Consider the following 24137-nt stretch of genomic DNA (forward strand, 5'->3'; position numbering starts at 1 on the left):
CAAGCATTGCGCCCCTACAGTGACGGAGCTACTCCATTGAGTAGTCACTACGAACGAACGTTTTGGAGATTTTATTTTTTGGAGTTCCCTTAGAGGCTCAAAAGGGAAAGGGCCGGTTGCTGCGATCGCAGCAACCGGCCTTTTCTTTATCTTGAAGGTTTTATGTTTAGGGTCTTTATATTGGCTGACCCCATTTGAACTTTATTGATTTGATTATGACCGGAATTTTTCCCGACCTGGAATTTCGTAATCTTTTCTTTAGATTTATACTCATGGGACCAATCGGGATTTTTAAAAAACTTTTAATTATAAGACCCATTGCCGTGAAAGGATAGTCCTATTGAGATTGTTTTACCTCACCGGCAACTTGGGGAAAAATCAGATATTCTTATCAGGGGATCAGAAACATTAGAGAAAAACCCACCGGGGGAGCATTAACAGCGATAAGCAAGAAGAAGACTTCCATGCGACCAAATGCTTCCCAATCCGGTAGAGTAAAAGCGCGATCGTCCTCCTGTCAGGAGCAGAACAATCGAGCATTCAAGGGCGGCTTCAGTCGGCCTTTTCTAACCGAAAGAGCCACACCATTAGGGCGACAACCCCGAGTTGCAGAGCAAAATTAGGCAGTGCTGCGCCAACTTCACGACCGGCTAATAGTTGCGCCAAAAACACAAAAGCGCCAATGCCACCGGAAGCCCCACAGACCACATAAACAAATTTACGCAGTCCTTTATAGGGCGCAGCCGCCTCAGCCCTTAACCGAGCATATTTTTCAGGGGGGAGGGATTGCTTACCCCGGGGTTTAGGGTTGCCAGAACGAGGGCGGGTGGGTTCAGAACTGCGGGAGGACCCAGTAGGGGAATCGGGAGTTTGATCGGCCATAAGACTCAGAAAAACAGAGGGTTGAGGTTCGCCTTTCCATTATCCAGAACAATGGGGAACTCGGAACCCCAGGGGACAAGGTCTATAGAAACCCGCACCCTCAAGGGTGGGGCTATCCGGACGAAGCCCGCCTGCGCGGGCTCGAACCCCCACCCTTGAGTGTGTGGGTTTTTAGACTTGGAATGAAAGAGCTATTTTACTCTTCAGCCTGCGGAGGCAGGCTTCGTCCGTGTAGCCCCACCCTTGAGGGTGTGGGTTTTTTAAACTCTGATCCCCTAAAACTTCTTTTCCCGGGAGAATTTCTGCCTGGGGTTATCGGGGAGGGTAGATGACTCGGTAAGATGGAATCGATCCCCCGGCGTTTTTCACAGCGTACCTCTGGGACAGATAGCGGGTTCAACCGCATGATTTGTCGCAGTGGGATGATCATGAGCGATCGCCCGGGCGGTGTCTGACCAGCATTTATATTGAGGACATGGATATCGCAACAGAGAATGCTGCAACAATTGCTATCGTGTTTGTCGCCCTAGGAATCTTGGGGTGGGGATATTATCGCGCTAGGGATTTCGGAAAACTCGGCATCTTAGCCTGGTTACAGTCTGCGGTACTGATGTTCCCTTGGCTGTTGTTCTTTGGCTTATTCTCCGCCGGAATCTACTTGAACTTAGTGGGGATTCTGCTGCTGGTTCTCGCCTCTGCGGGTTTGTACATCTATCTGGGCAAACAACTACGAGCGGCGGGTCAGGAGGAGGTCCTGCGAGAACGGGCCGCCAAACGCTTGCAGTCCGATCGGACTCCTGTGGGGGCCAACCCAGAAAACCCGACGAGTTCCGGTGTTGAAGATCAACTCAAGACGATCGCCCCGGAGTTTGTCAGAATTCCTGAAGAAGACCTCAAAAAGATCCAGGGGATTTTTGGCATCGATACCTTCTTTGCCACAGAAACCATTTCTTATCAAGAGGGGGCTATTTTTAAAGGGAATCTGCGCGGGGATCCGGATGAGGCTTACGATCGCCTCGCCGAGTCCCTCCAAGAACGAATGGGCGATCGCTATCGGCTGTTTTTAGTCCCCAATCCTGACGAAAAACCCGTGGCGATCGTCTTACCCAGTACCTCCGACCCCAAACCCTCCACCCGAGGACAAAAAATCCTAGCCGTGGTCTTATTGGTCGCTACCATTGTCACCAGCTTAGAAACCGCTGGATTATTCCTGGGATTCGACTTCTTTACCAATCCCCAACGCCTTGGGGAAGTGCTCCCCCTAACCTTGGGAATCTGGGCAGTTTTGCTCTCTCATGAAATTGCCCACCGGGCGATCGCCCAAAAAAATAACGTCCGCTTAAGCTGGCCCTTTTTCATCCCCACTTGGCAAATCGGTTCCTTTGGGGCAATCAATCGCTTTGAAACCCTCTTGCCGAACCGAACAGTCTTGTTTGATGTGGCCTTTGCCGGACCTGCTGCCGGTGGATTAGTCTCTCTGGCGATGTTAATCGGGGGTTTACTCCTGTCCCATGAAGGCAGCTTGTTCCAAATTCCGGCAGAGTTTTTCCAAGGGTCTGTGTTAGTCGGTACTTTAGCAAAAGTTGTGCTGGGTTCGGCCTTGAATCAACCCTTGGTTGCCGTCCATCCGATGATGGTGATGGGTTGGCTAGGATTAGTGATTACCGCCCTTAACCTCCTGCCTGCGGGTCAACTCGATGGGGGCCGGATTGTCCAGGCGGTCTACGGACGGACCATTGCCGGACGGGCGACGATCGCCACGGCAGTTGTCCTCGCGATCGCTGCCTTCTTCAATCCTTTGGCCTTATATTGGGCGATCGTGATTCTCTTTCTCCAACGGGGTTTAGAACGCCCCAGTTTGAACGAAATTAAAGAACCCGATGATGCCCGGGCAGCCTTGGCTTTGTTAGCCTTATTTTTAACGATCGCCACCTTACTCCCCTTGAGTACCTCCTTGGCCGGTCGTTTAGGAATTGGCGGATAATAATAGAAAGAGAAAGCCAGAACACAGGACCGAAGAAAAATACTGAGGTCCTCGATGCAGTAGAAGTTAGAAACCGGGTTTCTTGAAAAAATCTTTACTTCATAAGCAACAAGTTTGGGCGAGAAACCCGGTTTCTTGTTCTCTTTATTAAAAAAACCCTGGTCCGTAGCGTTCGCGCTTTCTTCTTTCTGTTTTACCCCCCTTTAACATCATGAGTGCTCGACCCCAGATCCTACTTGTTTTTGATACAACCTCTCTGTTAGCCGGTGATACCAAGATTTGGAAAGATTACAAAGGGGTGGGGAGTTGTTTTGTCCCCAAAGTTGTCTTTGACGCCATGCAGAACTTCGCCGATCGCGCTGCTGAACCGGGACAGGAGAAGACGGCAAAAGAGTTTATGGCATTTTGGCCCAAAAGTGGCTGGCAGCAAACCACCGCCACCGCTACCCATCGCAAGTTAACACCGCCTGAAGGGGCATCCTTGAGTTTCAGTGCCCGGTTAAGTTTAGAGATAGCACAAGCTGCATACGGTGTGGCCCTAGAACGGTCAGATGCGATCGTTGTCTTTGTCTGCAATGGACAACCCCTACTCAAACGGATCGCCGCCTTACGCCAAGATAATCTCTGTGGGATTACCTCCGCGATGTTGTTACAGTGGGCTCGGGCGAAGAAAGAACCAGAGGTGGTGACTCAGCAGGTGGAGAGATGGGAACAAAGCGATGATACCTCCGGAATGAGCACCGCCTCCCAAGCGAGATCGCCCTCCAAAGGCCACAAAAAAGCCGCAGCCTCCCGCAAACCTGCTGCCAAGCGTCCCGCAGCCAAGGGAACTCAACCCGTCCCCATCCAGGAAGAAATCATTGATGATTCGGCTTATGTCCTCCAAAATCGCCGACGGGGATTTTATGTCAAACCCAAGAAATCCAATATTTTCGCTCAGTTGAGTACCGGACTTGCTGCCTTAGTCATGGCAGCATTCATGATCGCAGTCCTTGGCGTTACGTGGAAAATGGTCTTCCCTGAAAGCTTTAATCCTTTTTGGCAAAAGCACATCCAACCCCAGTTAAAAAATTTACCCCCCATCCCCGGACTATAGCGAGTTTAAATCAGTTTGCTATAAAAATAGCAAATCTCGATACTCGCACTACAAAGTGTGCGAAAACTTCCTCAAAGTTCGTAGTAACGACTTCAGTCGTTATTTTTGTTTGTAGTAACGACTTCAGTCGTTTCTGATGTTCGTAGTAACGACTTCAGTCGTTTCTGATGTTCGTAGTAACGACTTCAGTCGTTTCTTATGTTCGTAGTAATACGGAATCCGGTTGTCAAAGGTCTGTGAAAACCCGCACCCTTAAGGGTGGGGCTATACGGACGAAGCCCGCCTGCGCGGGCTAAAACCGAAAATCAACTTTTAACAACCGGATTGGGTATAACAACTTCAGTCGTTTCTTATGTTCGTAGTAACAACTTCAGTCGTTCCCCCTCCTATCCTTTTACCGCAACCCCTTTGTACAAATATCCCACAGTCTTAGGAATCTTAGGCGCATAAAAGCGATCGAGTTCCAAAATCTGAAACTGATTTTCTACTAACCTTTCAATTGGACGATTCAAATGACATCCATCCCCCACAATTTTTTGCAGAGGCGTGAGGAAATTCTGCCACCCTTGAATCTTCGGTTCCTCACTCAATCCATGTTCCAAAAAGAAGAATTTTCCACTAGATTTGAGAACCCGGTGAATTTCTGCTAAAGCCCGTTCCACTTGGGGAATACTACACAAAGTCCAAGTGCTCACCACACTATCAAAACTCTCATCGGGAAACGGTAAATTCTCACCACTAATCACCCGAACTTCTACATCGATATCCGAGGACTCAATCCGGTTTTGGGCCAACTGATTCATCCCGGGATTTGGGTCTACCGTCGTGAGCTTTTGGACGGTTTCGGGATAATGAGGCAAATTCAATCCAGTTCCAAAACCAATTTCTAAAACATTGCCAGACACCTCAGATAAGACCTCTTCTCTATACTGGGAAATCCGTGGATCGGACATTGTAATATCCAACAGCTTTGGTAAAATAACCTGGGAATAAAATTTCATAATTAATTATAAGAATTGGCAGCTTAGTATTTCATTATAACAGATGAAAATTAACCCTAAAATTAAGGTCTAATCATCAGGCTAGGTTAACTGAGGAGTGATGGCAATTATTCCACTTTGACTAAAGATAAGGCTTTGATTAACTCTTCGAGACGAATGGGTTTGGTAATGTAATCATCCATTCCAGCCGCTAGACAGATTTCCCGATCGCCTTGCATGGCATTGGCAGTCATGGCAATCACTCTGGGCTTATGTAAGTGTAAACTCTCGGCATATTTTTTACAAATTTGACGAGTCGCTTCTAACCCATCCATTTCGGGCATTTGCACATCCATGAGAATGACATCATAGGATAGTCTCTGCAAGGCTGCTAAGACTTCGAGTCCATTGTTGGCGACATCCGCACGATATCCCATGCGCTCCAAGATGCGTAGGGCAACTTTCTGGTTGACGATATTATCCTCGGCTAATAAAATCCTTAAAGGCATTCGTTTCGCCATGTCCGCATCAATCAGAGATTTTTTAGACCGGGTGCTAGGCTCATATTTGACGGGACTATTGGAGGAGGTTTCATCCAGAACTTGTATTAAAGTATTATACAGCTGAGATTGTTTAATGGGTTTATTAATAAACGCCGCAAATTCAACGGAAATTCCATCTATTTCTAACGATTCGGGTTTACCCATCGAGGTGAACATGACCAAGGGAAGGGATTGCCATTGGGGTTGGGTTTGAATCCGTGCGGCGAGGGTTAATCCATCCATTTCGGGCATTTGCATATCCAAAATGGCAAGGTCAAAATGATTGCTAACTTCTAAAAGAGCTAAGGCTTCGGAACCGGATGCAGCATTGTGGGGGAACATTCCCCAATTTTGAGTTTGTTTGAGCAAAATTTGTCGATTGGTGGCGTTATCATCGACGATGAGCAGTTTTTTACCCTTAAGCAGGGGCCGATCGCTTTGGTGATAGTCAGGGGAATCGATCGCCTTGGGGTTGGAGTGAGCCATTAAGGTAAAGTAAAAGGTAGAACCCACTCCTTCCTCACTTTCAATCCACATCCGACCCCCCATTAATTCGCTTAAGCGCTTGCAAATTGCCAGTCCCAGTCCAGTCCCGCCAAACTGACGAGTGGTAGAGGCATCGACTTGAGAAAAGGGTTGAAAGAGGCGATCGCGACGATGGGAGGGAATCCCAATTCCCGTATCTCGAATGGAAAATTGGAACTCGTAAGCCACCGGGGTGGACCGATCCGGTGATAGCGGTTGTACACCCAAGGGAGTTTCCCCATTCGCCGGATTACCCCTCACTAAAGGAGTGGCAAGTTCTGCTTGAGAATTCCGAGAGGTTAACCGGGTGGCATTGACGGATACGAGGATTTCGCCGGTATGAGTAAATTTAACCGCGTTTCCAATTAAATTGACTAAAATTTGCCGCATCCGAGTGACATCGGAAATAATTTGTTTGGGGGTGTTAACTTCGATTTGATATAATAATTCCAGCCCTTTTTCAGCAGCTTTCGGCGCAAACAAATCTAAGGCTTCTTCGATGCAAGTTTGCAGATTAAAGGGATGATTTTCTAGTTCGAGTTTGCCCGACTCAATTTTAGAAAAGTCAAGGATATCATTAATAATCGTCAGTAAGGCATCGCCACTGGTGCGAATGGTATCAATATAATCTCGCTGTTCCTCGGTTAAATTCATATCCAGTAATAACCCGGTCATGCCAATCACGGCATTCATGGGAGTGCGGATTTCGTGACTCATGGTGGCGAGGAATTCGCTTTTGGCCCGGTTGGCGACTTCAGCGGATTCTCGGGCTTGTTTTAAGGCTTGATTTTGCTCGGCGAGTTGCGATCGCGCGGCTCGTTCCCGCTCAAGTAATTGCGATTGAGCTAAAGCAATACCGAGTTGCACCGCAACCGCTTCGAGGAGTTCAATTTCCTGGGGTTCCCAATGGCGGAAGCGATCGCATTGATGTAAGCCAATGGTCCCATTTGGTTCCCCTTGATAGGAGGTGCGAACGGCTAACATTGACTTGATTTGAACTTGATGGCATAGGGGGAGTGCCTCCCGGAGCAAGGGGTCAATATTCACATCATCCGATGCCACGGCGCGATCGAGAGCAAACACCTTTTGAAGGTAGGGATTCCCTTCCACCGGAATTTGAAAGCCTATCATCGATGGATACCCAGGCTCTACATATTCTGCCACGGTATCTACCGTACTCGCTTCGGGGGTATAAGAGAGAATCACACAACGATTGAGGTGAAAACCGCGACCCATTAAATCCGTCGCCGTTTGTAAAATTTGTTGAGAATCTAAACTTTGGCGAATTTCTCGGGTAATTTGCCCCAGTAACAAGGTGCGTTGGTATTCAGCGCGGAATGCATTCTGGGCCGTGTCTCGTTCGATTTCCCCGCCAATCCACTGCGCCATCAAGGTCACCAGTTGGCGATCGCTATCTTTAAAGGGGGTATCCCGGGGACTATGGCTGGCAAAGCTCAGAGTCCCGTAAACCTCTGAGGCAACGACAATCGGCGTGCCAATATAGGCTTGGAATTTACGGACTTGATAGGCGCTATGGGTTTGCCACAGATCAGATTCGGCAGCGGATTCGATACAGAGTGTAGCTTGTTCGGAGAGGGTATAGGCGTCATAGGTTTGACTTAAATTGAACGCATCCCCGGGAAACAGTTTAAACAAACTGGTCGGAGGATAGCAAGTGGCGAGGATCTCGATGCGATCGCCCTCGACGCGCCCTAACATCCCAATTTCTAACTTAAATCGCTCAGAACCCATTGCTAACATCCGCTCAAGGCGCTCTTGCAGGCTTAAATCCACCGCTGCTTGCACTTCAATCAGCGATCGCAATGCGGCCTCAGTTTCGTACTGTTGTGCTTCGACACCCTTGCGATCGCTGATGTCGCTGCCAATCCCCAAATATCCGGTAATTTCCCCGGTGCGATCGCGTAGGGCCGAAATGGACAACAACACCGGAAACCGACTGCCATCTTTACGAATATATGACCATTCGTATTCGTCCGGTTTCCCCTGCTGGATTTTGGCGATAAATACCTCAAATCCAGGCGCTATCTCCACCCCCAGTTCTTCAGACAACTCCTGTGCCCTCTGGACCACTTCCATCGGGTCATGGAGAATCGCCGGAGTCATTTTCCCGACCATTTCCTCGGCAGTATAACCCAGCCAGCGTTCAGCGGTGGCATTAAATGTATAAATCATCCCATCAATCCCCGTGGAGATAATCGAGTAGTTGGCACTATCTAAAATCGCCTGTTGCAGGGTGATGGTTTCTTCCGGATTATCTTGAGGGGACTGTTGTTTATCCCGATTTGGAAAAGCGGTTAGGGGAGGGTGCATCACCTCAGTGGGACGGGCGGATTGCGGGCGATCGCCTCCAGTATCAGGACAATCATTCTCCTGAACTAGGGCGATCGTTTTCCCCGTAAGCGGATCAATAATCTGACGGACAACGACTGCCTGGAACCCTATATCGGTTTTCTGCGGTAACGCCTTTCCCGGTATGAGGGGGTTGACAACCTCTCGGTGATGGAGAATCTCCGGACTCACCCCCTCTACCAACAGGGCCAAACGTCCTTCGTCAATCTCCATTCCAGAACAAAGGCAGGGAATCTGTACCGCTTCTCCCTGGGGATAAAACGTCCATTGTTCCATCGCCGTTTCCCCAGACTTCAACCGTTTGTAATAGCCCTTTAATCGGGGGCGGGTTGCCCCTAAAATCTCCCGGAAATCTCGCTGTCTGAGTTCTTCCAAACTCGCTGCACCCCAGAGTTGCAAGGCGGCAGGGTTCGCCCACCAGAGTTGCAATTGTTCGAGATCGAACACCCAAATGGGCGATCGCAACCGGGATAAGCAAGAGGGCAGTTTAAATGGAGTCACGACAGTTTTGTTGATTTCCCACATAGATTATCACTTCAGGGGTTCCTCCCCCTCGGAATTCCCTTCTGGAACGTTCAATGTCCATACCCCGGTAATTAACCTTCCAGTGGAGAATGAGATCGGTTAGATGAACCCTGACTCAATCGCGCAATTTGTAAACAAACAGAGCCTTAACGAGGGGTAACTTATCGAGGGGGGAGAGATTGAGTGCAAGTTCCCAGGCGATCGACTTGAGATTCTAAACTCAACAATAAGGGGGCGATCGCTTCAAACACTTGGGCCCGCACTTGCTCCTCGATTTGGCTGGAAATGGCCCCGAGCGCCCGCGCACCCATATTCAGACTGGCTCCTTTAATCCGGTGAGCTTTTAACTCCACCGTACTCCAATCCTGGCGATCGCAGGCGGAACGAATCACCTCGATATCCCCTCGTAGGCTATCCACAAAGGCTCTTAGCAGGCGTTCTTGCAATTCCAGTTTACCTCGGGAAATCTCCTGCAAACGGGCCCAATCCAGGGGTGGATCTTCCAGGGTTCCCTCGGGTAAATCTCTAGGAGAGAAGGACCCGGGTGGTTCCAAGGTGCTAGAACTGTTGATTTTCTGATGGAGAGTGACTGGCGCTTGGGGGTTCTCGGTCAAATTGGGTTCCGGGGTCTGAAGGGGGATGATCTGGGGAATCCAGCGATCGAGTGCTGCCTGCAACTGTTCGAGGAGGACGGGTTTACTCAGGTAGTCATCCATTCCTGCCTCCAGACACTTCTGGCGATCGCTATTCAGAGCGTGAGCAGTCAGGGCGATGACGATGGTATGACGCCGGGTTCCTTCACACCTTCGGAGTTCTCGGGTCACCTCATAGCCATCTTTCAGGGGCATCTGACAATCCATAAAGACCAGATCATAATCTTCACGGGCAAGGCGATCGAGGGCTTCGAGACCATTATTGACACAATCGGCATGGTAGCCCAAGGTATTGAGTTGAAAGACAATCACTTGTTGATTGATCTCGTGATCTTCGGCGATTAAGATTTTCAGAGGGGACAAAGGGGGAGAAGCCAAGGAGAAGGTGGAGCCAGAGAAGGGTTCTCCGGGAACCCCTTGGGAGCGCACAGACCCCTGGGGAGCTAAAACCTGTTGCAAGCTTTCCACAAACTGAGACCCCCGTAAGGGTTTGATGATATAAGCACTGATCCAATGGGGGGCTAAGGCTTCGGCGATCGCCCGTTGATTAAACTGAGCTAGGGCAATTGTCCGGGTTGTCGCCAAATTGGGTTCCTGCTTCAGAGCTTGTAACAGGGTTGAGCGATCGCCCTCCAGGAGGTTCACACTTGCCAAGATTGCATGATAGGGGGTTCCCTCTGCTGCCGCTGCGCGCAATGCACTCAGGGCGCTCTGAGGGTCCGTGACTTGATCCACCGTAATTCCCCAGCGATCGGCAAAATGCTGCACCGACTGACGATGCATGGCACTCTCATCGGCAACCAGCAGTTTTAGAGACTCCATCTCCAAGGTTGTCCCCCGGGAATTTTCCCGTTCTGTGCGATTCTGCTGTACCGGCAGGGTAACAGTAAACCAGAAAGTAGAACCCTGATGCAATTCGCTTTCGACGCCAATTTTGCCCTGCATCAGTTCCACCAATTGTTTAGAGATAGCCAGTCCTAACCCGGTCCCCCCATATTGCCGGGTGGAGGAACTATCCACTTGGGAAAAGGATTGAAATAACTTGGTTTGATTCTGGGGTAAAATCCCAATTCCCGTATCGGTGACGGCAAATCGCAAGGTGACGGGATTGCGCTGTTCTGGGGGGAGGGCATCTGTTTCTGAGGTGGACTCTGCTGAGACAGCATCCACGGCGATCGACACTTCCCCAACTTCGGTAAATTTAATCGCATTGTTGACTAAATTCAGCAAAATCTGACGCAACCGCGCCGGGTCTCCAAATAGATGGCGAGGAACATTGCGATCGATGCAAATCCCTAAATCTAGCCCCTTCTCCTGGGCTGGAGCAACCATCAAATCCACCACGGATTCTATACATTCATCCAACTCGAAATCAATCGGGTTGAGATGCATTTCTCGCGCTTCTAATTTAGAGAAGTCGAGAATATCGTTAATCACCGTTAATAGATGTTCGGCACTGGAAAAAATCGTTTGAGCATAATGTTTTTGTTGGGGGTTTAATTCCGTTGCCAGGAGCAATCCCGTCATCCCGATTACCCCATTCATGGGGGTGCGAATTTCATGGCTCATACTGGCTAAAAATTCACTTTTTGCCCGATTAGCGGCCACTGCCGCCTGTTTCATTTGAGCTAAAATGATGTTTTGTTTGGCCAGCTTTTGGGAGATGCGGGTTTGCTCCGCCAGCAGTTGCGCTTGAGACAGAGCAATGCTGACTTGATTGGCGAGTTGTTGCAGCAATTCGGTTTCAAATTGGGTCCACTGGCGCGGGGTGGAGCATTGATGGGCAATCAGTAATCCCCATAGTCGTTCCCGCAGGGGGTCCTCTGGGGTATCCCGTTGGAGTAATGGCACGACGAGGTTGGCTTTGACCCCAATTCGTCTGAGCAAGTCCCGATAGCAAGGGTGAATTTCTGCGGATTCAACATCGCAGATGGCATTGACTCTGCCTTGTTTGTATTGTTCTAAATAGGTGGTGGGAAAGCAGGTATCGGTAATCTGATTTCCTAAGAGGGGTTGACAGGTTTCAACGACGGCTTCTTTGACGACAATTCCGGTGCCATCGGCCATCAGTTGAAAAACGATCGCCCGATCGGCGTGGAGAACTTGTCGGACTTCTTCAACGGTGGTTTGGAGAATTTCTCCAATATCTAAGGATTGACGAATTTTGATGGTCAATTCTGCAAAGAGTTGAGCACGTTGATTCTGCTTGATAATTTCCTCCTGGGCTTCTACCCAATCGGTAATGTCTTCAGAAATTCCCATGAGATATTGAGGGGTGTTAGTTTCATCGATAATGGGGACTTTACGGGTATGAAGCAATCTCATCCCTTGATGTGGAGTTTGAACGGTTTCTAAGGGAATATCTGCCATTTGTTGGGTTAAGAGGGCTTGGCGATCGCTTTGAGTGAAAAAATCAGCTTCTTCTGGATGAAAGAGGTCATAGTCGGTTTTGCCTAACACTTGCTCTTGGGAATAGCCAAATTGTTGTTCACTGGCTTTATTCCACCGGATAAATTGCAAGGTTTTGGCATCTTTGATAAATAAGCCGAGGGGCATATTTTCAATGACTGAGTTGAGAAAGGTTTTGGTTTGTGCTAATTCGGCTTCAACTTCTGCATAGTGGCTGATCTCGAAGGGTGATTCGTCGCGGGGATCTCGGCGATCGCAATTCTCCTCGGGAGTGGGGTTTTGTGGAGGTTCGCCGATCCCCGGTTTGATCCCCGTGGAACCAGTGGTTCGGCTGACTAGGAGCAGGTTGCCGATCGCCGTGGCGATTGCCAGGGAGTCGCCAGCGAGTCCGAAAAATGGGGGGGTGATTCCCACCCAATCTAAGAGGCTGAGGAGGATGAGGCTAACTCCTGGGGTGACAGCGAGGATCCAGAGGACCTGGGGCGCGATCGCCCCTCCCCTGATTTGATGCTCAACTCTGAATAGGTCCCGTTTCATGACTTCACCATTAATAACCGCAACTCCGATCCCAGCAGCGATCGCCATCACCAACAGGGACAGCATTATCCTAACCTCCTCAGTAAACGGCTGGTTCCTCGTTTCTAGGGGGGGTCCGGTTAAGTACATTCCAGTGAACCAAGCTGAGGCTATTACGGTACTGGTTGTCAACCCGCCTCGGTGCGATCGGGCTTCCATCTGAATGGGTCCATCCAGAGCGATTGTTAGATAAGACACCGCGATCGCCATCCAAATTGACAGCCCCACTATGTGAGGAGCGTAGCTGCCGGTTACCATAATCTCGCTATAGCGATTGATTCCCATTCCCTGAAGCATACAAATCACTTGAACCTTGAGTACATTTCACGGAACCCAGGCAGCGAACTTCGTTCTCGCCTTCTTCTTTTTTTCCCTACCTTTTCTTCAAATTTTGATACCCGTTCGGCTTCGAGTTTGCAGTCCTTCCCCCGAAAAGCTCCATATATTTTCTCCGCTGTAAGCTTTTTAATCTGTCTTTAGGAAGATGACGCTCATTGTTTATTTTTTACCAATCGTTTAGCTTCTGACTAAGTTTGTCACTAATTTTAAACCATCAATCTAAGATTTAAAGATTAATTAAATCTTAAATTTTCTTCGAGAGCCTCACTTTCGTGACCCCAATAACATATCTTAAACCTGATAAACCTTTCCCGGAAAATAGTAGTTTAGATTACATTTTTTCCCAAAAATCGGTTAGATATTATTTTATCCTTCAGAAATGTATTCACATCGCTTCAGATTTCTGAAAAATAGTTTTCTGCCCTGCACTGACTCCGGTCCATTAAAATTGCCCTAGGGCAATCGCCCTGACCACTCCAATCTCAGGCTGATGCCTGATACCGATAGGTTTTAAAAAACAAATCGACTCAGGTTCCCGACCGCCTAATCGAGTTTGAAACCGGAGTAAACCCTGGATTCAGGGATTGGGCTACCCCTCCCTCCATCCTCTTTCAAAGCGGAGGTCTACCCAGTAATAAAGTTAGGACCCTCTCGCCGTTTAACACTCTTCCTGACCTTTTTTCTCGGATTTAGCATAGTCTGACCGCCGCATCCTCAGTTGAATATCTTCTAGCAACTTGCGATTCACCGCTAATAAATCAGCCACCAGACCCAAGATAATGAGCTGAACCCCAATTAAAATTAAAATAGCCGCTAAAATTAAACTCGGAATACGAGTCCGGTCAGTTCCCATTAAAAAGAACCCTAACCAGCGCAACCCCAAGGCTACCCCTAAACCCAAGGGAAAACTTCCCAACAGCAGGAAGAACCGCAGGGGTTTGTAAGTCATGAAAATTCTAAAAATCGTTAAAATAGACCGATGAATATAGCTGGGAATACTCTTGACTAATCGAGAAGGTCGTAACTCTCCATTGGTGCGGATGGGAACCGAAGTAATCGCCATCCCTTTCTGTCCCGCTTGGATAATCGTTTCTAACGTATAAGTATATTGATTAAACACATTTAATTGCATCGCTGCTTCGCGACTAAACGCCCGAAAGCCACTGGGTGCATCGGGAATTCTGGTATTACTAGCTAGACGCACCACCCAACTCCCCAGACGTTGTAAGAATTTTTTAGTGGGGGAAAAATGTTTAATTTCTTGAATCGGTCGCGCCCCGATCACAATTTCCGCTGTTCCGAATAAAATCGGTTGAATCAAAACTGGGATATCTTCAGCACAATATTGATTATCTGCATCGGTATTAACAATAATATCAGCCCCGGCTTTTAGAGACGCTTCTAATCCCGCCATAAATGCCTTAGCTAAACCTTGATTATTGGCAAGACGAACAATGTGATCCACCCCACAAGCTTTGGCAACTTCCACCGTGCGATCGCGACTGCCATCATCAATCACCAACCACTCAATTTCATCAATCCCCGGTAACTGACGGGGGAGTTCACTCAGGGTAAGTCCCAGGGTCTGTTCTTCGTTATAACAGGGAATTTGAATAATCAGTTTCGTCATAGCATCCTTGCAGGTTTAGCGCTTAAATTTTAGCGCTTGGAGGGCAGGTTGGGGAGATGGGGGAGATGGGGAGGATGGGGAAGAAGTTTGTAGTAACGACTTTAGTCGTTACCGCGTGACTTGGCAGGAGCCAAGTCACACCCCAATGTCAGGCGCTTTCTCCAGTTCCCAAGCAGGCAAGCGGGTAGACCCTCAGATTGCTCGTGTTATGGCGGATGCCATAACACGAGAGCAACGACTAAAGTCGTTACTACAAACTTCTTCCCCATCCTCCCAATCTGCTATGATTAAAGCGACCTCAAGAATCAAGTGCCAAACCATACACCCACTAACTGCAACAGACAGATTATGCCGCTCTATACTTATTTCTGTCCTAGTACCAATCAAAAACTGGACGTGACTCACTCCATTAAAGAGAAAGCGCAAACTTGGGGAGAATTGTGCCAGTTGGCAAACCTCGAACCGGGTGAGACGCCTCTATCTGCACCCGTGCGACGTCTGATCTGCGCCCCAGCGGTGATGTTTCCCACCGGCAACAGCGAACTCAAAAGTCACGGGTTCAGCAAGTTGGTGAAACGGGACGATGGGGTTTATGAAAATGTCACAGCAACCGATGGAGAAAGTCGGATTGTCCGACCCGGCGATCGCAGCACCTATCCTGATTTGAAACAAAAAATAGGCGACTAAATTCCTATTATCAGATCGTTCTATTCAAGAGTTGAGTGGGGAATACTCAGCTCTTTTTTAGCGGTCCTCTGGATTAAGTTGAACCATTGCCCAAGTGGTATAAGTTCCAATCGGACTCCAAATCATATAAGGAATTAATAAAACGACCGCCCAAGGTGAAACCGGCGAAACACTTAAAGCTAATAAATAGCTCAGTAATCCTCCAGTCGCGCCAATAATGGTTCCAACGGTGAGACTTCGTAATTTACACATCACCGGAGTATAAGAAATAGTGACAATTTCTAGGACTAAATAAAAGACCATTAAGACCCAAGTCAGTTGACTTCCTGGGTCGGCTTCCCAAACCAAATAAGCGGACCAACCGCCACAGATAAAAATGACCGTCCAAATGATGGGAATTGCCCGTTCAAACGTCAACCATCGCGGACGCTGCAACCGATTAAACCAGCGAATATCGGCCCCGGTCAATGCACTCCCCAGACCGGCCACTAAAATGGCGATCGCCCCAATAACCATCCAAGACTGAATCATAACTCCCCACCTCCATACCATCCCACATTTTCCCCTCCAGTATATCCTAAATTTTCATTTCATAATAACAACCTCCCTATTTCTCGTAAGTTCGTAGTAACGACTTCAGTCGTTCTCTTCTCATAAGTTCGTAGTAACGACTTCAGTCGTTCTCTTCTCTAACGTTCGTAGTAACAACTTCAGTCGTTCTCTTCTCATAAGTTCGTAGTAACGACTTCAGTCGTTATCCCCAAACCCAAAACAAATCATCCAAGAGAATACATCCAACCATCTCGGGCGCAAATCCTAACAATTCCATCCCAAACAATTGGGGTAGCTTCAAAGGAAATACCCGGTAAAAAATGTCCTGATTTTTCAACCTTGACCTGATAAAACTCTCCCCGTTGATTCGGGACGGTATTCCCTCGATCGCCCTGGGATTCTTCAAAATGTAAGTCAAACAAATACACCCCATTATATCCTGCCGCTATCAATTTATTTCCCTCGGTAAAAATCGGAGTAGAAATCGACCCCCCAATATTCACTTTAAATACAATCAACGGCGTTTCATAATCTTTTTTCAACCAAGGCCCCTTAACTTTTTGACCCGTGATTTGAGTTTGCGACCCAATATAAAGATAACCATCGATCGCATTCGTAGCAAATAAGGCCGGAAATTCTCCATTCGGATTATATTCATCATTGAGAGCAACCGACCCAATAATTCCCCCTTGCCATCCACTAAAATTACGATTTCCAGTGGGTAAAAACCACTTGACCGCATTCTCTTCCGGTTGATTGGGGTCAAGTTTAAAAACTCCCCCTTGGCCAGGGATATATTGCCGTTCAATGGTGCAAAATAATTGATCATCTTTAGAAATAACCACACTGCCCTCAATATCGGACCCGGTGAAAAAATCCCAGATAATTTTTTTTGTTTCTAAGTTGATGCCATAGATATGACCCGAACCAGCAGCGACAAACAGTCTGTTTCCCAATCGGGCGGGGGAAGATTCAGTGACGATATTGCCGCCTTGGCGAAGACTATCTTGAGCTTCATAGAGTTGAACTTCCCCTAAAATTTCCGGTTGACGGATGCCGGATTTTAGGGTAGCGGCAGCGGTGGAACTATTCAGAAAATAGCCAATGCCATTTTCTCCAGAATTGAATAAAACCCCATTACCTAAATCTAAGGCACTGCTATCATTATCCCGGCTATAACTGGCGGTTTTTCTAATATCCAGTTTCCAGAGTTCTTGGCCGGTTCTAAAAGAAATGGCGCGAAAGCTGGGAATGGGACCGGAGGAGTTGAGAGAATTTTGGATGCCTAATCGACTGCCTTGTAAGATGACGATGCGATTTTCTTCCGGGGCTTTTTCATCGATATAAAGACTGGCACTCCCTTTAATTACATCATCAAACTGATAGCGCCATAAGACTTCGTTGGTAGCAATATCAATTTTTCTTAAACTGCGATCATAAGCGCCAATGGTGAGATAAACTTTGCCTCCGTCTCGGGTGAGGGTGGGTTGTCCCGTCCATCCGGCACCACTCCAGGTTCGCCAGGAGGTGCCGACGCGGGTTCTGCCGGTTCCGAGGGCAAATTTATCGAGGAGATTGAATCCTTGGGGAATTCCTCGACCATAAAATCGCCGTTGATCGTTGCCGAGAAAGGTGGGGATTAATAATTCGGTGTCTGGGGAGAGTCCTGCGATCGCCTGATTAACGGTTTCAGTAACCGTGGGTAACAAATTCCTCGGGGGTGCAGTTGAAATGTTGTTGATGCGACATCCTTGTAGAATGGGTGGTAGTGAAGAACCCATTAAAAAGAGCAGCGCGTTTTTATTAAAGGTTCGCCGGTTTAAACTCATGGGTAAAAAGGCTAAAATTTAAAAGGGTTGGACCGATCGCCAGGGAACGAAACCATGAGCCAGGAGGATGACGGTGACCCTGATTCCTCCAAGGCCGATCGCCGGGTCTAGGTCCGTCAGTGGCGATGAAAATTGAGCAAGGCGATCTCATCGTACCTGAAACTCTGAGGCGATCGCCCCAGAAAATGGAACTGCTAGGGTCTAACAACGTCTACAAATTCTATATTTTGAATGAATATTTTGAGTCCATACCGCGAGAGTTAAAGGCATGAAACCACAGAGGTTATTACTGAGTATTCTCACCGCTGGGGCGATCGCCACGTCAGGTCTGGTGAGTCCTCCTTTCTCCCCCGTTGCCACCGCCTTTAGCGCGGATGAACAAACCAGCATCAATGTCTACCAACAAGCGAGCCCCTCGGTTGTGACCATCCGCGTAGGCAGAGGTGCAGGGTCTGGAAGTATTATCAGTGCAGATGGCCTCGTTTTAACCAACGATCATGTGGTTAGTTCGGCGCGTAATGGCCGGGTGGAGGTCCTCACCAGTACGGGACAGACTTACACCGGGGATGTGATTGCCACCGATCGCCGCAATGATTTAGCCTTAGTTCGACTTAGAACCGATGATCCCTTGCCTGCGTTACGGATGGCGAGTCGAGATGGTATTCGAGTGGGTCAGCGAGTGTATGCGATCGGCAGTCCCTTTGGACTTTCGGGAACCTTTACTACCGGAATTTTGAGCCGAATTGCTGATAATGGGGATTTACAAACCGATGCTGCCATCAATCCCGGTAATTCTGGCGGTCCTTTGCTCAATTCCAATGGAGAACTCATCGGCGTCAACAAGGCCATTTTAAGCCCGGGTCGTGGGGGTAATATTGGGATTGGGTTTGCCACCAGTGCCACAGTTGCCGAGGACTTTATCGCTGCGAATCGTTCGCGGACTGTGGCCCAAGGGACCTCTAGGACGCCATCGCCTTCCCCATCCCCATCTCGGTCAACTTCTCCCCCGCCTCGGTTAGGGGTGGAGGTGAATGCGGGTTTAGTCATTCAGTCTGTGGAACGGGGTTCTCCTGCGGCGCAAATTGGGTTGCGGTCCGGCGATCGCCTCTTAGGGGTGAATGGCACTCGGTTACGGCGGATCGAGCAACTGCTGGCGTTTTTAAATACCCGTCCAAATTCGGCAGTGTTCACCATCAGTCGCGGACGGCGAGTGGCAAATGTGCGCGTGAATTTTTAAGGGGTAACCACCCGGACCCTTTCAGTTCCCGAAACAAAACCCCAGCATTTTGCTGAGGTTTTAGGGTTCATGTTTTGAGGTGAGGAGATAGGCAGAGGTGTTTTCCGCTGCCGAGAACCGAATTTTAGAAGTAGCGGACCATCAGGGGAACTAAGACTTCCATCGTTTCTCCAGTGACGGTATCGCGGACCCGAGCTTGACGGAAGGCGGTGCGTCCAGTATAGGAGAAAATACTCCGGGAACTCATATCGCCAATTAATTCAACTAATTCATAACGGCCATCGGAACTGGTCTCGGGAGTGATAATATTTCCCCGAGAAGCACGACCCCCGGTGCGATCGAGAATCACTGGCAAAGAACGAATCACCGGATAGGTAATGCCTTGGTAGGTGATCATGCGTTCGGTCAGGGCTTGGAGGGGTCTTTGAGCCGATGCTGCTTGCAAGAAGGTGAAACCCGAGGCGAGGACCAGTCCGATACCCAATAAAATGGCTTGAAGTTTGCCTGAATTTTTCATGGATTTTAAAGAAAAGGATCGACGAAATAATTACAAAATAATCCCTCTTCGGCATTTAGCTAAATTGGGATGTTTCTTTTCCTGTGGATTGACCCCCAGGGGGTTGGAAATGTTCCAAGAGGTTGATTTCCCGGGTTTTTGTGTCAGTCAGTCCCTCTGCTAGAATGCCGGTACAGTCTTGTTTAGAGAGGACCAGAAACCGGGTTTCTGTCCGAGATTTGTGGCAACTTGCGGGAGATGTTCTCAAGAAACCCGGTTTCTAACCCCTGAAGTCCCCCCGGACTCGGGAGATAAGTTGCGAGGGTGGTTCTGGAGGCGTGGCGATCGCCTTCCTGGAAACTGTGGGAAATTATCAACAAATGTTGACTTGAGGGCGAATCCATTAGGGGTGAGATTGCCAATTCTCGTTATCAATCACACTGGGGCGATCGGCCCGATTCGGAAACAATTCCCCGAACCCCTGTTCCCGTTGAGTTGGCGTTTCATTGGACCAACTCCACATACTTTCATAGAAAAAGAAAGACACTCCCGCAAATCCTTTTTCCCGAACTACTTCCACCTGTTCTTGAATTTGACTCATGGGAATAGGGCGACCGCGTAACCCACTGAGAATCCCAATCCCCACGGGAATATTGCGTCGGGCCGCTTGCACTTCGGGCCGGTCTAATTCCTCAATAAATACATTAATATCATTCCGATACAGTTGCAAAACGATTTCTTCCACTAATCCCTTTTGTTCCCAGGTTGCCCAATCTGCTAAATAGTATTCATAGGAAAACTCTTGAGGATTGGGAGATAAACTCACGATCGCCTTGGGATTGCGCGCTTTAATTTCTCGGAACATTCGTTCCTTAAAAGCCGTGATTTTATCCGCCCGCCAGCGTAACCAAGCCGGGTCTTTCGGGTCTAGCGGGGGAGAATTGCCGTTATGTTCTTGTTTGTAGAGGCTGACGGTGTAATCATCATAGCCATATTCTGAAGGTAATCCTAAATGGTCATCCAATTGGATGCCATCTACCTTGTAATTCGTAACAATTTCTAGGAGTAAATCGAGGATAAATTGTTGGACTTCCGGGTGAAAAGGATTGAGCCAAACCCGAGGATGTTCTCCTTCCATTTTCACTTCAGTCCCATCGCTGCGTTCCGTCAGCCAGTGGGGATGACGACGGGCTAATTCTGAATCAGCCGGGGCCATAAAGCCAAATTCAAACCAAGGAATCACCCGCAATCCATGCTTTTTCCCTTCGGCGATCGCCTCCTTGAGCATATCCCGCCCTTGTCCCAAATTCGGGTCATGATCGCGATCGATTGGCGGGACCAACTGCATCGATTTCCCCGTCACCCGTTGCGCTACCTGACTCGGATATAAGGTATATCCCCAATTCCAAACCGTGGGATAAACCGTGTTAAAATTAAGGTCAGCCAGTCGTTTTATTCCCCGTTCCAGATTGCGTTTAGAAAAGAGCACATCGCTATCAATATTGGTTAACCAAACCCCACGAATTTCAGAATTCGGGATAGGAATAGGCGCAAGGGCAACATAGTCGGAAGACAGAGGGGAAGTACGTCCCATCAGGGCTTGACAGAGGAAAGCCGAGACATCTGCACGAGAGGCAGTGCGATCGCTATCTAAACGCCGGAGATTGGGATAATTAACAATCAGGCGTTTTTCCGTTGCTGCTGCGATCGCATTGCGAGCATAACTCGGAATTTGTCCCGCATCATCAAACATTTCAGATAACAACTTCTGGGGTTCTCCTTGCACAGAATAATTCAATCCACTCACCAAACTCACCCATGCCTGCACCCGAAGAATATTTTCCGTGGGATTAAACCGATTTCCTGGATATCCCGATAAAAATCCTCGTTGATAAGCACTACGAATCGCCGGAGTTGCCCAATAACTATTAGGAACATCTGCAAAAGCAACTGCATCCCGTCCCGCTGTCGCATTCGGAAAAGCCACATCCAACATCGTGGCAAATTCCGCCCGCGTCACCGGCGCATTGGGACGAAACGTACCATCTTCATATCCATTAATAATCCGCCGAGTTTGCAGAGTTTCAATGCAAGATTGAGCCCAATGTCCTTGCACATCGGTAAAAGAAGATTGCGCCCTTGTCGGTAGGGTTGCCAAGGGAATCAGAGACAGACTCAGCAGAAATGTCGGAAGCAGTTGCCAATTCTGGAAGTTAAACATAGATAGAAAAGTCCTGAACAGTCAAACAGAGCGTGATTTGGGACTAAATGCCCCAGGGGAAACCCTTCATCATGATAGTCCTGGCACTATTAGACACCACTTTAGACCCAATTTCGGGATTCATGACATTTATAGAGGGGAATAAAAACCCGCACCCTGAAGGGTGGAGGCTCACAGGACGAAGCCTGCCTTCGCAGGCTAAGAAAAAACCTAATTTATTCGTTCCAAAGTTCGTAGTAACGACTTCAGTCGTTCTTTTCATGTTCGTAGTAACGACTTCAGTCGTTCTTTTCATGTTCGTAGTAACGACTTCAGTCGTTCTTTTCATGTTCATAGTAACGCCTTCAGGCGTTCTCTTCTCCAAAGTTCGTAGTAACGACTTCAGTCGTTCTCTTCTCCAAAGTTCGTTTATTCTCAAAAATTTTATAAAAAACCCATCCAATCAAAACGTAAGCAAATGTTGACAATCCACCCAAAATGTAGAGGCGATTCGCGAATCGCCTCTACATTTTGAGGTTAATATTAAAAATTGCGTAAGTCCTGACCCCGAAAGCAGAGGGCCATTCAGAAGTCCAGTTGAGGGTGGGAACAGGCATCCCGAGCACAGAAGCTCACCGAAAGAAGTCAGCAGGCACTGTCGCCCTTTAAAATAGACTGTGCTATGGGGTGGGCACAGCGGTGAAAAACCGGGGTTCTTCACAAACGCTCTGCCAATCCGCACCCCAGGAGGGCCAGAAACCGGCTTTCTGGTCCCGTTGATGGAAGAGTGACCCGGAAACTCTGCGCCAGATTGGATGATCACCCCTGACACTGTAGGAATCATGACAGGCTACAATATCGGACTCGATTTCGGCACTACTAACTCGATCGTCTCCTACATGGGTCCGACTGGAGAACTGGATGCTTTCCAATATGGGGGGCCAGACGGTCATAAATATGTCCCTTCCTTTATCGCCTACGATGAGGGATTTGTGGAAATTGGCATGGCGGCAAGGACCACCGCAGCGAATCATCCAGAGGTGGAAAGTTATGGCAATTTTAAAATGCGGTTGCCGTTGGCTGATTTTTCCGAGTATTTTGCGGGCGATCGCACCCCGAGTACCGTCACCGCTGATTACCTGCGGGAACTGCTAATTTCTAAGGAGAATCCCTATAGTTTTATCAACCAACAAGGGGCGGTGAATGCGTTGGTGGTTTCGGTTCCAGAAATTTGGCAGCGAGATATTTATAATCGGGGCCGGGAATCGCTCCAAACCTTAATTAAACAGTTAGGATTACCTCTGATTCATCTGGTGAGTGAACCTGTGGCAGCAGCGGCTTATTATACTTGGGAAATCCAACGGCGCGCTCGACAAGAGGGGATTGCTCCCTTTAATGGAAATTTGCTAGTTTGCGATATGGGAGGCGGGACTTTTGATGTGAGTCTCTGCCGGATTTATGGGGATAAAAAAGTCGAGGTGCTTTATTTTGATGGAGAAGGTGACTGCGGCTTAGATTCTGCTGGAGTTGCCTTCGATCGCCACTGTGTCCAACTCGCCTACCAACGCAAACATGGCCACCCGTTAGATGAAACCGACCCGGAATTCCTGCGCTTACTCCGCGAGTTTGAAACGGTCAAAATTGGCTCTCATGGCCGAGGAACCCGCAAACTCATCAACTGTTTAAAAGAACCGGATATTTATGGCGATCGCGATTTATATGTCTTTGCCGGCGGCTACAGCGTCAGCTTCGCCGAAGTCCTAGAAGCCTTTACCCCCATTTCCACGGGAATTCACCGGGTGATGAACCGCTTACAAACCTGGTTACAGCAACAAAAACTAGAAATTGACCGCCTCTTTTTAGTCGGAGGATTCTCCCAATTTCTCCTCGTCCAACGCGCCATTTCCGAAGCCTTATCCATCAATGAAACCGACCCCCGCTTTGACCAAACCTTTAATATCACCAATAGTGCTTATGCCATCTCTTACGGAGCCTGTTTAATTGCCAATCAACAAGTAGAACCCACAGAAAAATACGTTCATACCCTGGGAATTGTCGTAGATACCATTAATCCCCAAGCAGAACGAGAGCAGCGGTTTATACCGATTATTAAAGGCGGTTCGGGTTTAGATGAATTGGCGAAACCTCAGTTTGCCGAAATTCCCCCCTTAGTGACCTTTCAAAATGATACCCCCCTGAGTTTAACCCTCTGGGTTGACCCCCAATCCAAGGGCATCAGATTGAAAGAATCCCTACCGGATATGGTCAAACTTCCCAGTTATGAATCCCATGATTCATGGCGGGTGGGGATGCGAGTGGATCGGTCTCAAATTGCCTATTTAGTCATAGAAGATATCCCAGGAGAAAAACGAATTGAATACGAGCTAGGCAATGCGATCGCCAAAATGTTTCCTGGTTTCGTCTTAATTGATGAGCGGGAACCGGATAATTAAACAGGGGAGGTTCTTCCTCGTGACTTGGCTTAAGCGAGTCACGGACGATTGGAGGCTCTGCCTCCAGTCCCCATACAGGCGGCAGAGCCGCTGATCGTGCGTGTCACGGCAGAGCCATGACACGAGGTTTCTTATTCTAGCCCTGTCAAGGTGTATTGATTTTTAGGGGCGC

The 24137-nt window shown here is 48.4% G+C and carries 16 protein-coding genes; 6 read left to right on the plus strand and 10 right to left on the minus strand.

Going from position 1 to position 24137, the window contains the following annotated elements:
- Positions 1-552 precede the first annotated feature (552 nt).
- Positions 553-882, minus strand: a complete 330-nt coding sequence (locus NG833_RS22995) for a DUF3493 domain-containing protein (RefSeq protein ID WP_254567603.1) — start codon at positions 880-882, stop codon at positions 553-555.
- A gap of 475 nt (positions 883-1357) precedes the next feature.
- Here NG833_RS22995 and NG833_RS23000 point away from each other — a divergent pair, with 475 nt between their 5' ends.
- On the plus strand, positions 1358-2866 hold the full coding sequence (locus tag NG833_RS23000; protein WP_254567604.1) for a site-2 protease family protein: 1509 nt from the start codon (positions 1358-1360) through the stop codon (positions 2864-2866).
- 211 nt (positions 2867-3077) lie between these two features.
- Complete coding sequence (locus NG833_RS23005; protein ID WP_254567605.1) at positions 3078-3962, plus strand: PIN domain-containing protein; 885 nt, start codon at positions 3078-3080, stop codon at positions 3960-3962.
- Positions 3963-4348: 386 nt separating this feature from the next.
- Here NG833_RS23005 and NG833_RS23010 read toward each other — a convergent pair whose 3' ends face one another.
- The 4 genes from NG833_RS23010 to NG833_RS23025 all read right to left on the minus strand — a co-directional run bounded on the left by NG833_RS23010 (position 4349) and on the right by NG833_RS23025 (position 14511).
- A complete protein-coding gene (locus tag NG833_RS23010) occupies positions 4349-4963 on the minus strand; it encodes a class I SAM-dependent methyltransferase (RefSeq protein WP_254567606.1) in 615 nt (204 codons plus the stop codon).
- 107 nt (positions 4964-5070) lie between these two features.
- On the minus strand, positions 5071-8904 hold the full coding sequence (locus NG833_RS23015; protein ID WP_254567607.1) for a response regulator: 3834 nt from the start codon (positions 8902-8904) through the stop codon (positions 5071-5073).
- A 161-nt stretch (positions 8905-9065) separates the two neighbouring features.
- Positions 9066-12839: a response regulator gene (locus NG833_RS23020; RefSeq protein ID WP_254567608.1), complete on the minus strand. Its 3774-nt coding sequence runs from the start codon at positions 12837-12839 to the stop codon at positions 9066-9068.
- Positions 12840-13539: 700 nt separating this feature from the next.
- Positions 13540-14511, minus strand: coding sequence for a glycosyltransferase family 2 protein (locus tag NG833_RS23025; protein WP_254567609.1), 972 nt, complete (start codon positions 14509-14511; stop codon positions 13540-13542).
- A 348-nt stretch (positions 14512-14859) separates the two neighbouring features.
- On the opposite strand from NG833_RS23025, the gene NG833_RS23030 reads away from it, so the two are divergent.
- Positions 14860-15198, plus strand: a complete 339-nt coding sequence (locus NG833_RS23030) for a zinc ribbon domain-containing protein (protein WP_254567610.1) — start codon at positions 14860-14862, stop codon at positions 15196-15198.
- A gap of 57 nt (positions 15199-15255) precedes the next feature.
- On the opposite strand, the gene NG833_RS23035 is transcribed toward NG833_RS23030, so the two are convergent.
- Complete coding sequence (locus tag NG833_RS23035; protein WP_254567611.1) at positions 15256-15729, minus strand: TspO/MBR family protein; 474 nt, start codon at positions 15727-15729, stop codon at positions 15256-15258.
- Between the two features lie 245 nt (positions 15730-15974).
- Positions 15975-17531 carry a PQQ-binding-like beta-propeller repeat protein gene (locus tag NG833_RS23040; protein ID WP_254567612.1) on the minus strand — a complete coding sequence of 519 codons (1557 nt, stop codon included), beginning with the start codon at positions 17529-17531 and terminating at the stop codon, positions 15975-15977.
- Positions 17532-17704: 173 nt separating this feature from the next.
- Between NG833_RS23040 and NG833_RS23045 the strand changes: the two genes are divergently transcribed.
- Together NG833_RS23045 and NG833_RS23050 are read left to right on the plus strand one after the other, a co-directional pair.
- Positions 17705-17851 (plus strand): hypothetical protein, encoded by a 147-nt coding sequence (locus tag NG833_RS23045; RefSeq protein WP_254567613.1) that lies wholly within the window; start codon positions 17705-17707, stop codon positions 17849-17851.
- On the plus strand, positions 17848-18816 hold the full coding sequence (locus NG833_RS23050; RefSeq protein ID WP_254567614.1) for a S1C family serine protease: 969 nt from the start codon (positions 17848-17850) through the stop codon (positions 18814-18816). The genes NG833_RS23045 and NG833_RS23050 overlap by 4 nt, the downstream gene beginning before the upstream one ends.
- Positions 18817-18940: 124 nt before the next feature.
- Here NG833_RS23050 and NG833_RS23055 read toward each other — a convergent pair whose 3' ends face one another.
- From NG833_RS23055 to NG833_RS23065, 3 genes are all read right to left on the minus strand, one after another.
- Entirely contained in the window at positions 18941-19333 is a 393-nt protein-coding gene (locus NG833_RS23055) for a hypothetical protein (protein ID WP_254567615.1), read from the minus strand.
- A gap of 55 nt (positions 19334-19388) precedes the next feature.
- Entirely contained in the window at positions 19389-19580 is a 192-nt protein-coding gene (locus NG833_RS23060; protein ID WP_254567616.1) for a hypothetical protein, read from the minus strand.
- A gap of 135 nt (positions 19581-19715) precedes the next feature.
- The gene (locus NG833_RS23065) at positions 19716-21533 is read right to left on the minus strand and encodes a family 10 glycosylhydrolase (protein ID WP_254567617.1); all 1818 of its coding nucleotides are present in this window, start codon (positions 21531-21533) and stop codon (positions 19716-19718) included.
- An 821-nt stretch (positions 21534-22354) separates the two neighbouring features.
- Between NG833_RS23065 and NG833_RS23070 the strand changes: the two genes are divergently transcribed.
- The gene (locus tag NG833_RS23070; RefSeq protein ID WP_254567618.1) at positions 22355-23965 is read left to right on the plus strand and encodes an Hsp70 family protein; all 1611 of its coding nucleotides are present in this window, start codon (positions 22355-22357) and stop codon (positions 23963-23965) included.
- Positions 23966-24137 lie beyond the last annotated feature (172 nt).

Origin of the sequence: Oscillatoria sp. HE19RPO, from assembly GCF_024220515.1 — a bacterium.
GTDB lineage: Bacteria > Cyanobacteriota > Cyanobacteriia > Cyanobacteriales > Laspinemataceae > Laspinema.

What these genes read in the sequence shown, in the direction of transcription:
- NG833_RS23015 (WP_254567607.1), bottom strand. Translation starts at nt 8,904, where the DNA reads ATGTGGGAAATCAACAAAACTGTCGTGACTCCATTTAAACTGCCCTCT.
- NG833_RS23040 (WP_254567612.1), bottom strand. Translation starts at nt 17,531, where the DNA reads ATGGGTTCTTCACTACCACCCATTCTACAAGGATGTCGCATCAACAAC.
- NG833_RS23020 (WP_254567608.1), bottom strand. Translation starts at nt 12,839, where the DNA reads ATGCTTCAGGGAATGGGAATCAATCGCTATAGCGAGATTATGGTAACC.
- NG833_RS23000 (WP_254567604.1), top strand. Translation starts at nt 1,358, where the DNA reads ATGGATATCGCAACAGAGAATGCTGCAACAATTGCTATCGTGTTTGTC.
- NG833_RS23010 (WP_254567606.1), bottom strand. Translation starts at nt 4,963, where the DNA reads ATGAAATTTTATTCCCAGGTTATTTTACCAAAGCTGTTGGATATTACA.
- NG833_RS23070 (WP_254567618.1), top strand. Translation starts at nt 22,355, where the DNA reads ATGACAGGCTACAATATCGGACTCGATTTCGGCACTACTAACTCGATC.
- NG833_RS23030 (WP_254567610.1), top strand. Translation starts at nt 14,860, where the DNA reads ATGCCGCTCTATACTTATTTCTGTCCTAGTACCAATCAAAAACTGGAC.
- NG833_RS23025 (WP_254567609.1), bottom strand. Translation starts at nt 14,511, where the DNA reads ATGACGAAACTGATTATTCAAATTCCCTGTTATAACGAAGAACAGACC.
- NG833_RS23065 (WP_254567617.1), bottom strand. Translation starts at nt 21,533, where the DNA reads ATGTTTAACTTCCAGAATTGGCAACTGCTTCCGACATTTCTGCTGAGT.
- NG833_RS22995 (WP_254567603.1), bottom strand. Translation starts at nt 882, where the DNA reads ATGGCCGATCAAACTCCCGATTCCCCTACTGGGTCCTCCCGCAGTTCT.
- NG833_RS23055 (WP_254567615.1), bottom strand. Translation starts at nt 19,333, where the DNA reads ATGAAAAATTCAGGCAAACTTCAAGCCATTTTATTGGGTATCGGACTG.
- NG833_RS23050 (WP_254567614.1), top strand. Translation starts at nt 17,848, where the DNA reads ATGAAACCACAGAGGTTATTACTGAGTATTCTCACCGCTGGGGCGATC.
- NG833_RS23035 (WP_254567611.1), bottom strand. Translation starts at nt 15,729, where the DNA reads ATGATTCAGTCTTGGATGGTTATTGGGGCGATCGCCATTTTAGTGGCC.
- NG833_RS23005 (WP_254567605.1), top strand. Translation starts at nt 3,078, where the DNA reads ATGAGTGCTCGACCCCAGATCCTACTTGTTTTTGATACAACCTCTCTG.
- NG833_RS23045 (WP_254567613.1), top strand. Translation starts at nt 17,705, where the DNA reads ATGAAAATTGAGCAAGGCGATCTCATCGTACCTGAAACTCTGAGGCGA.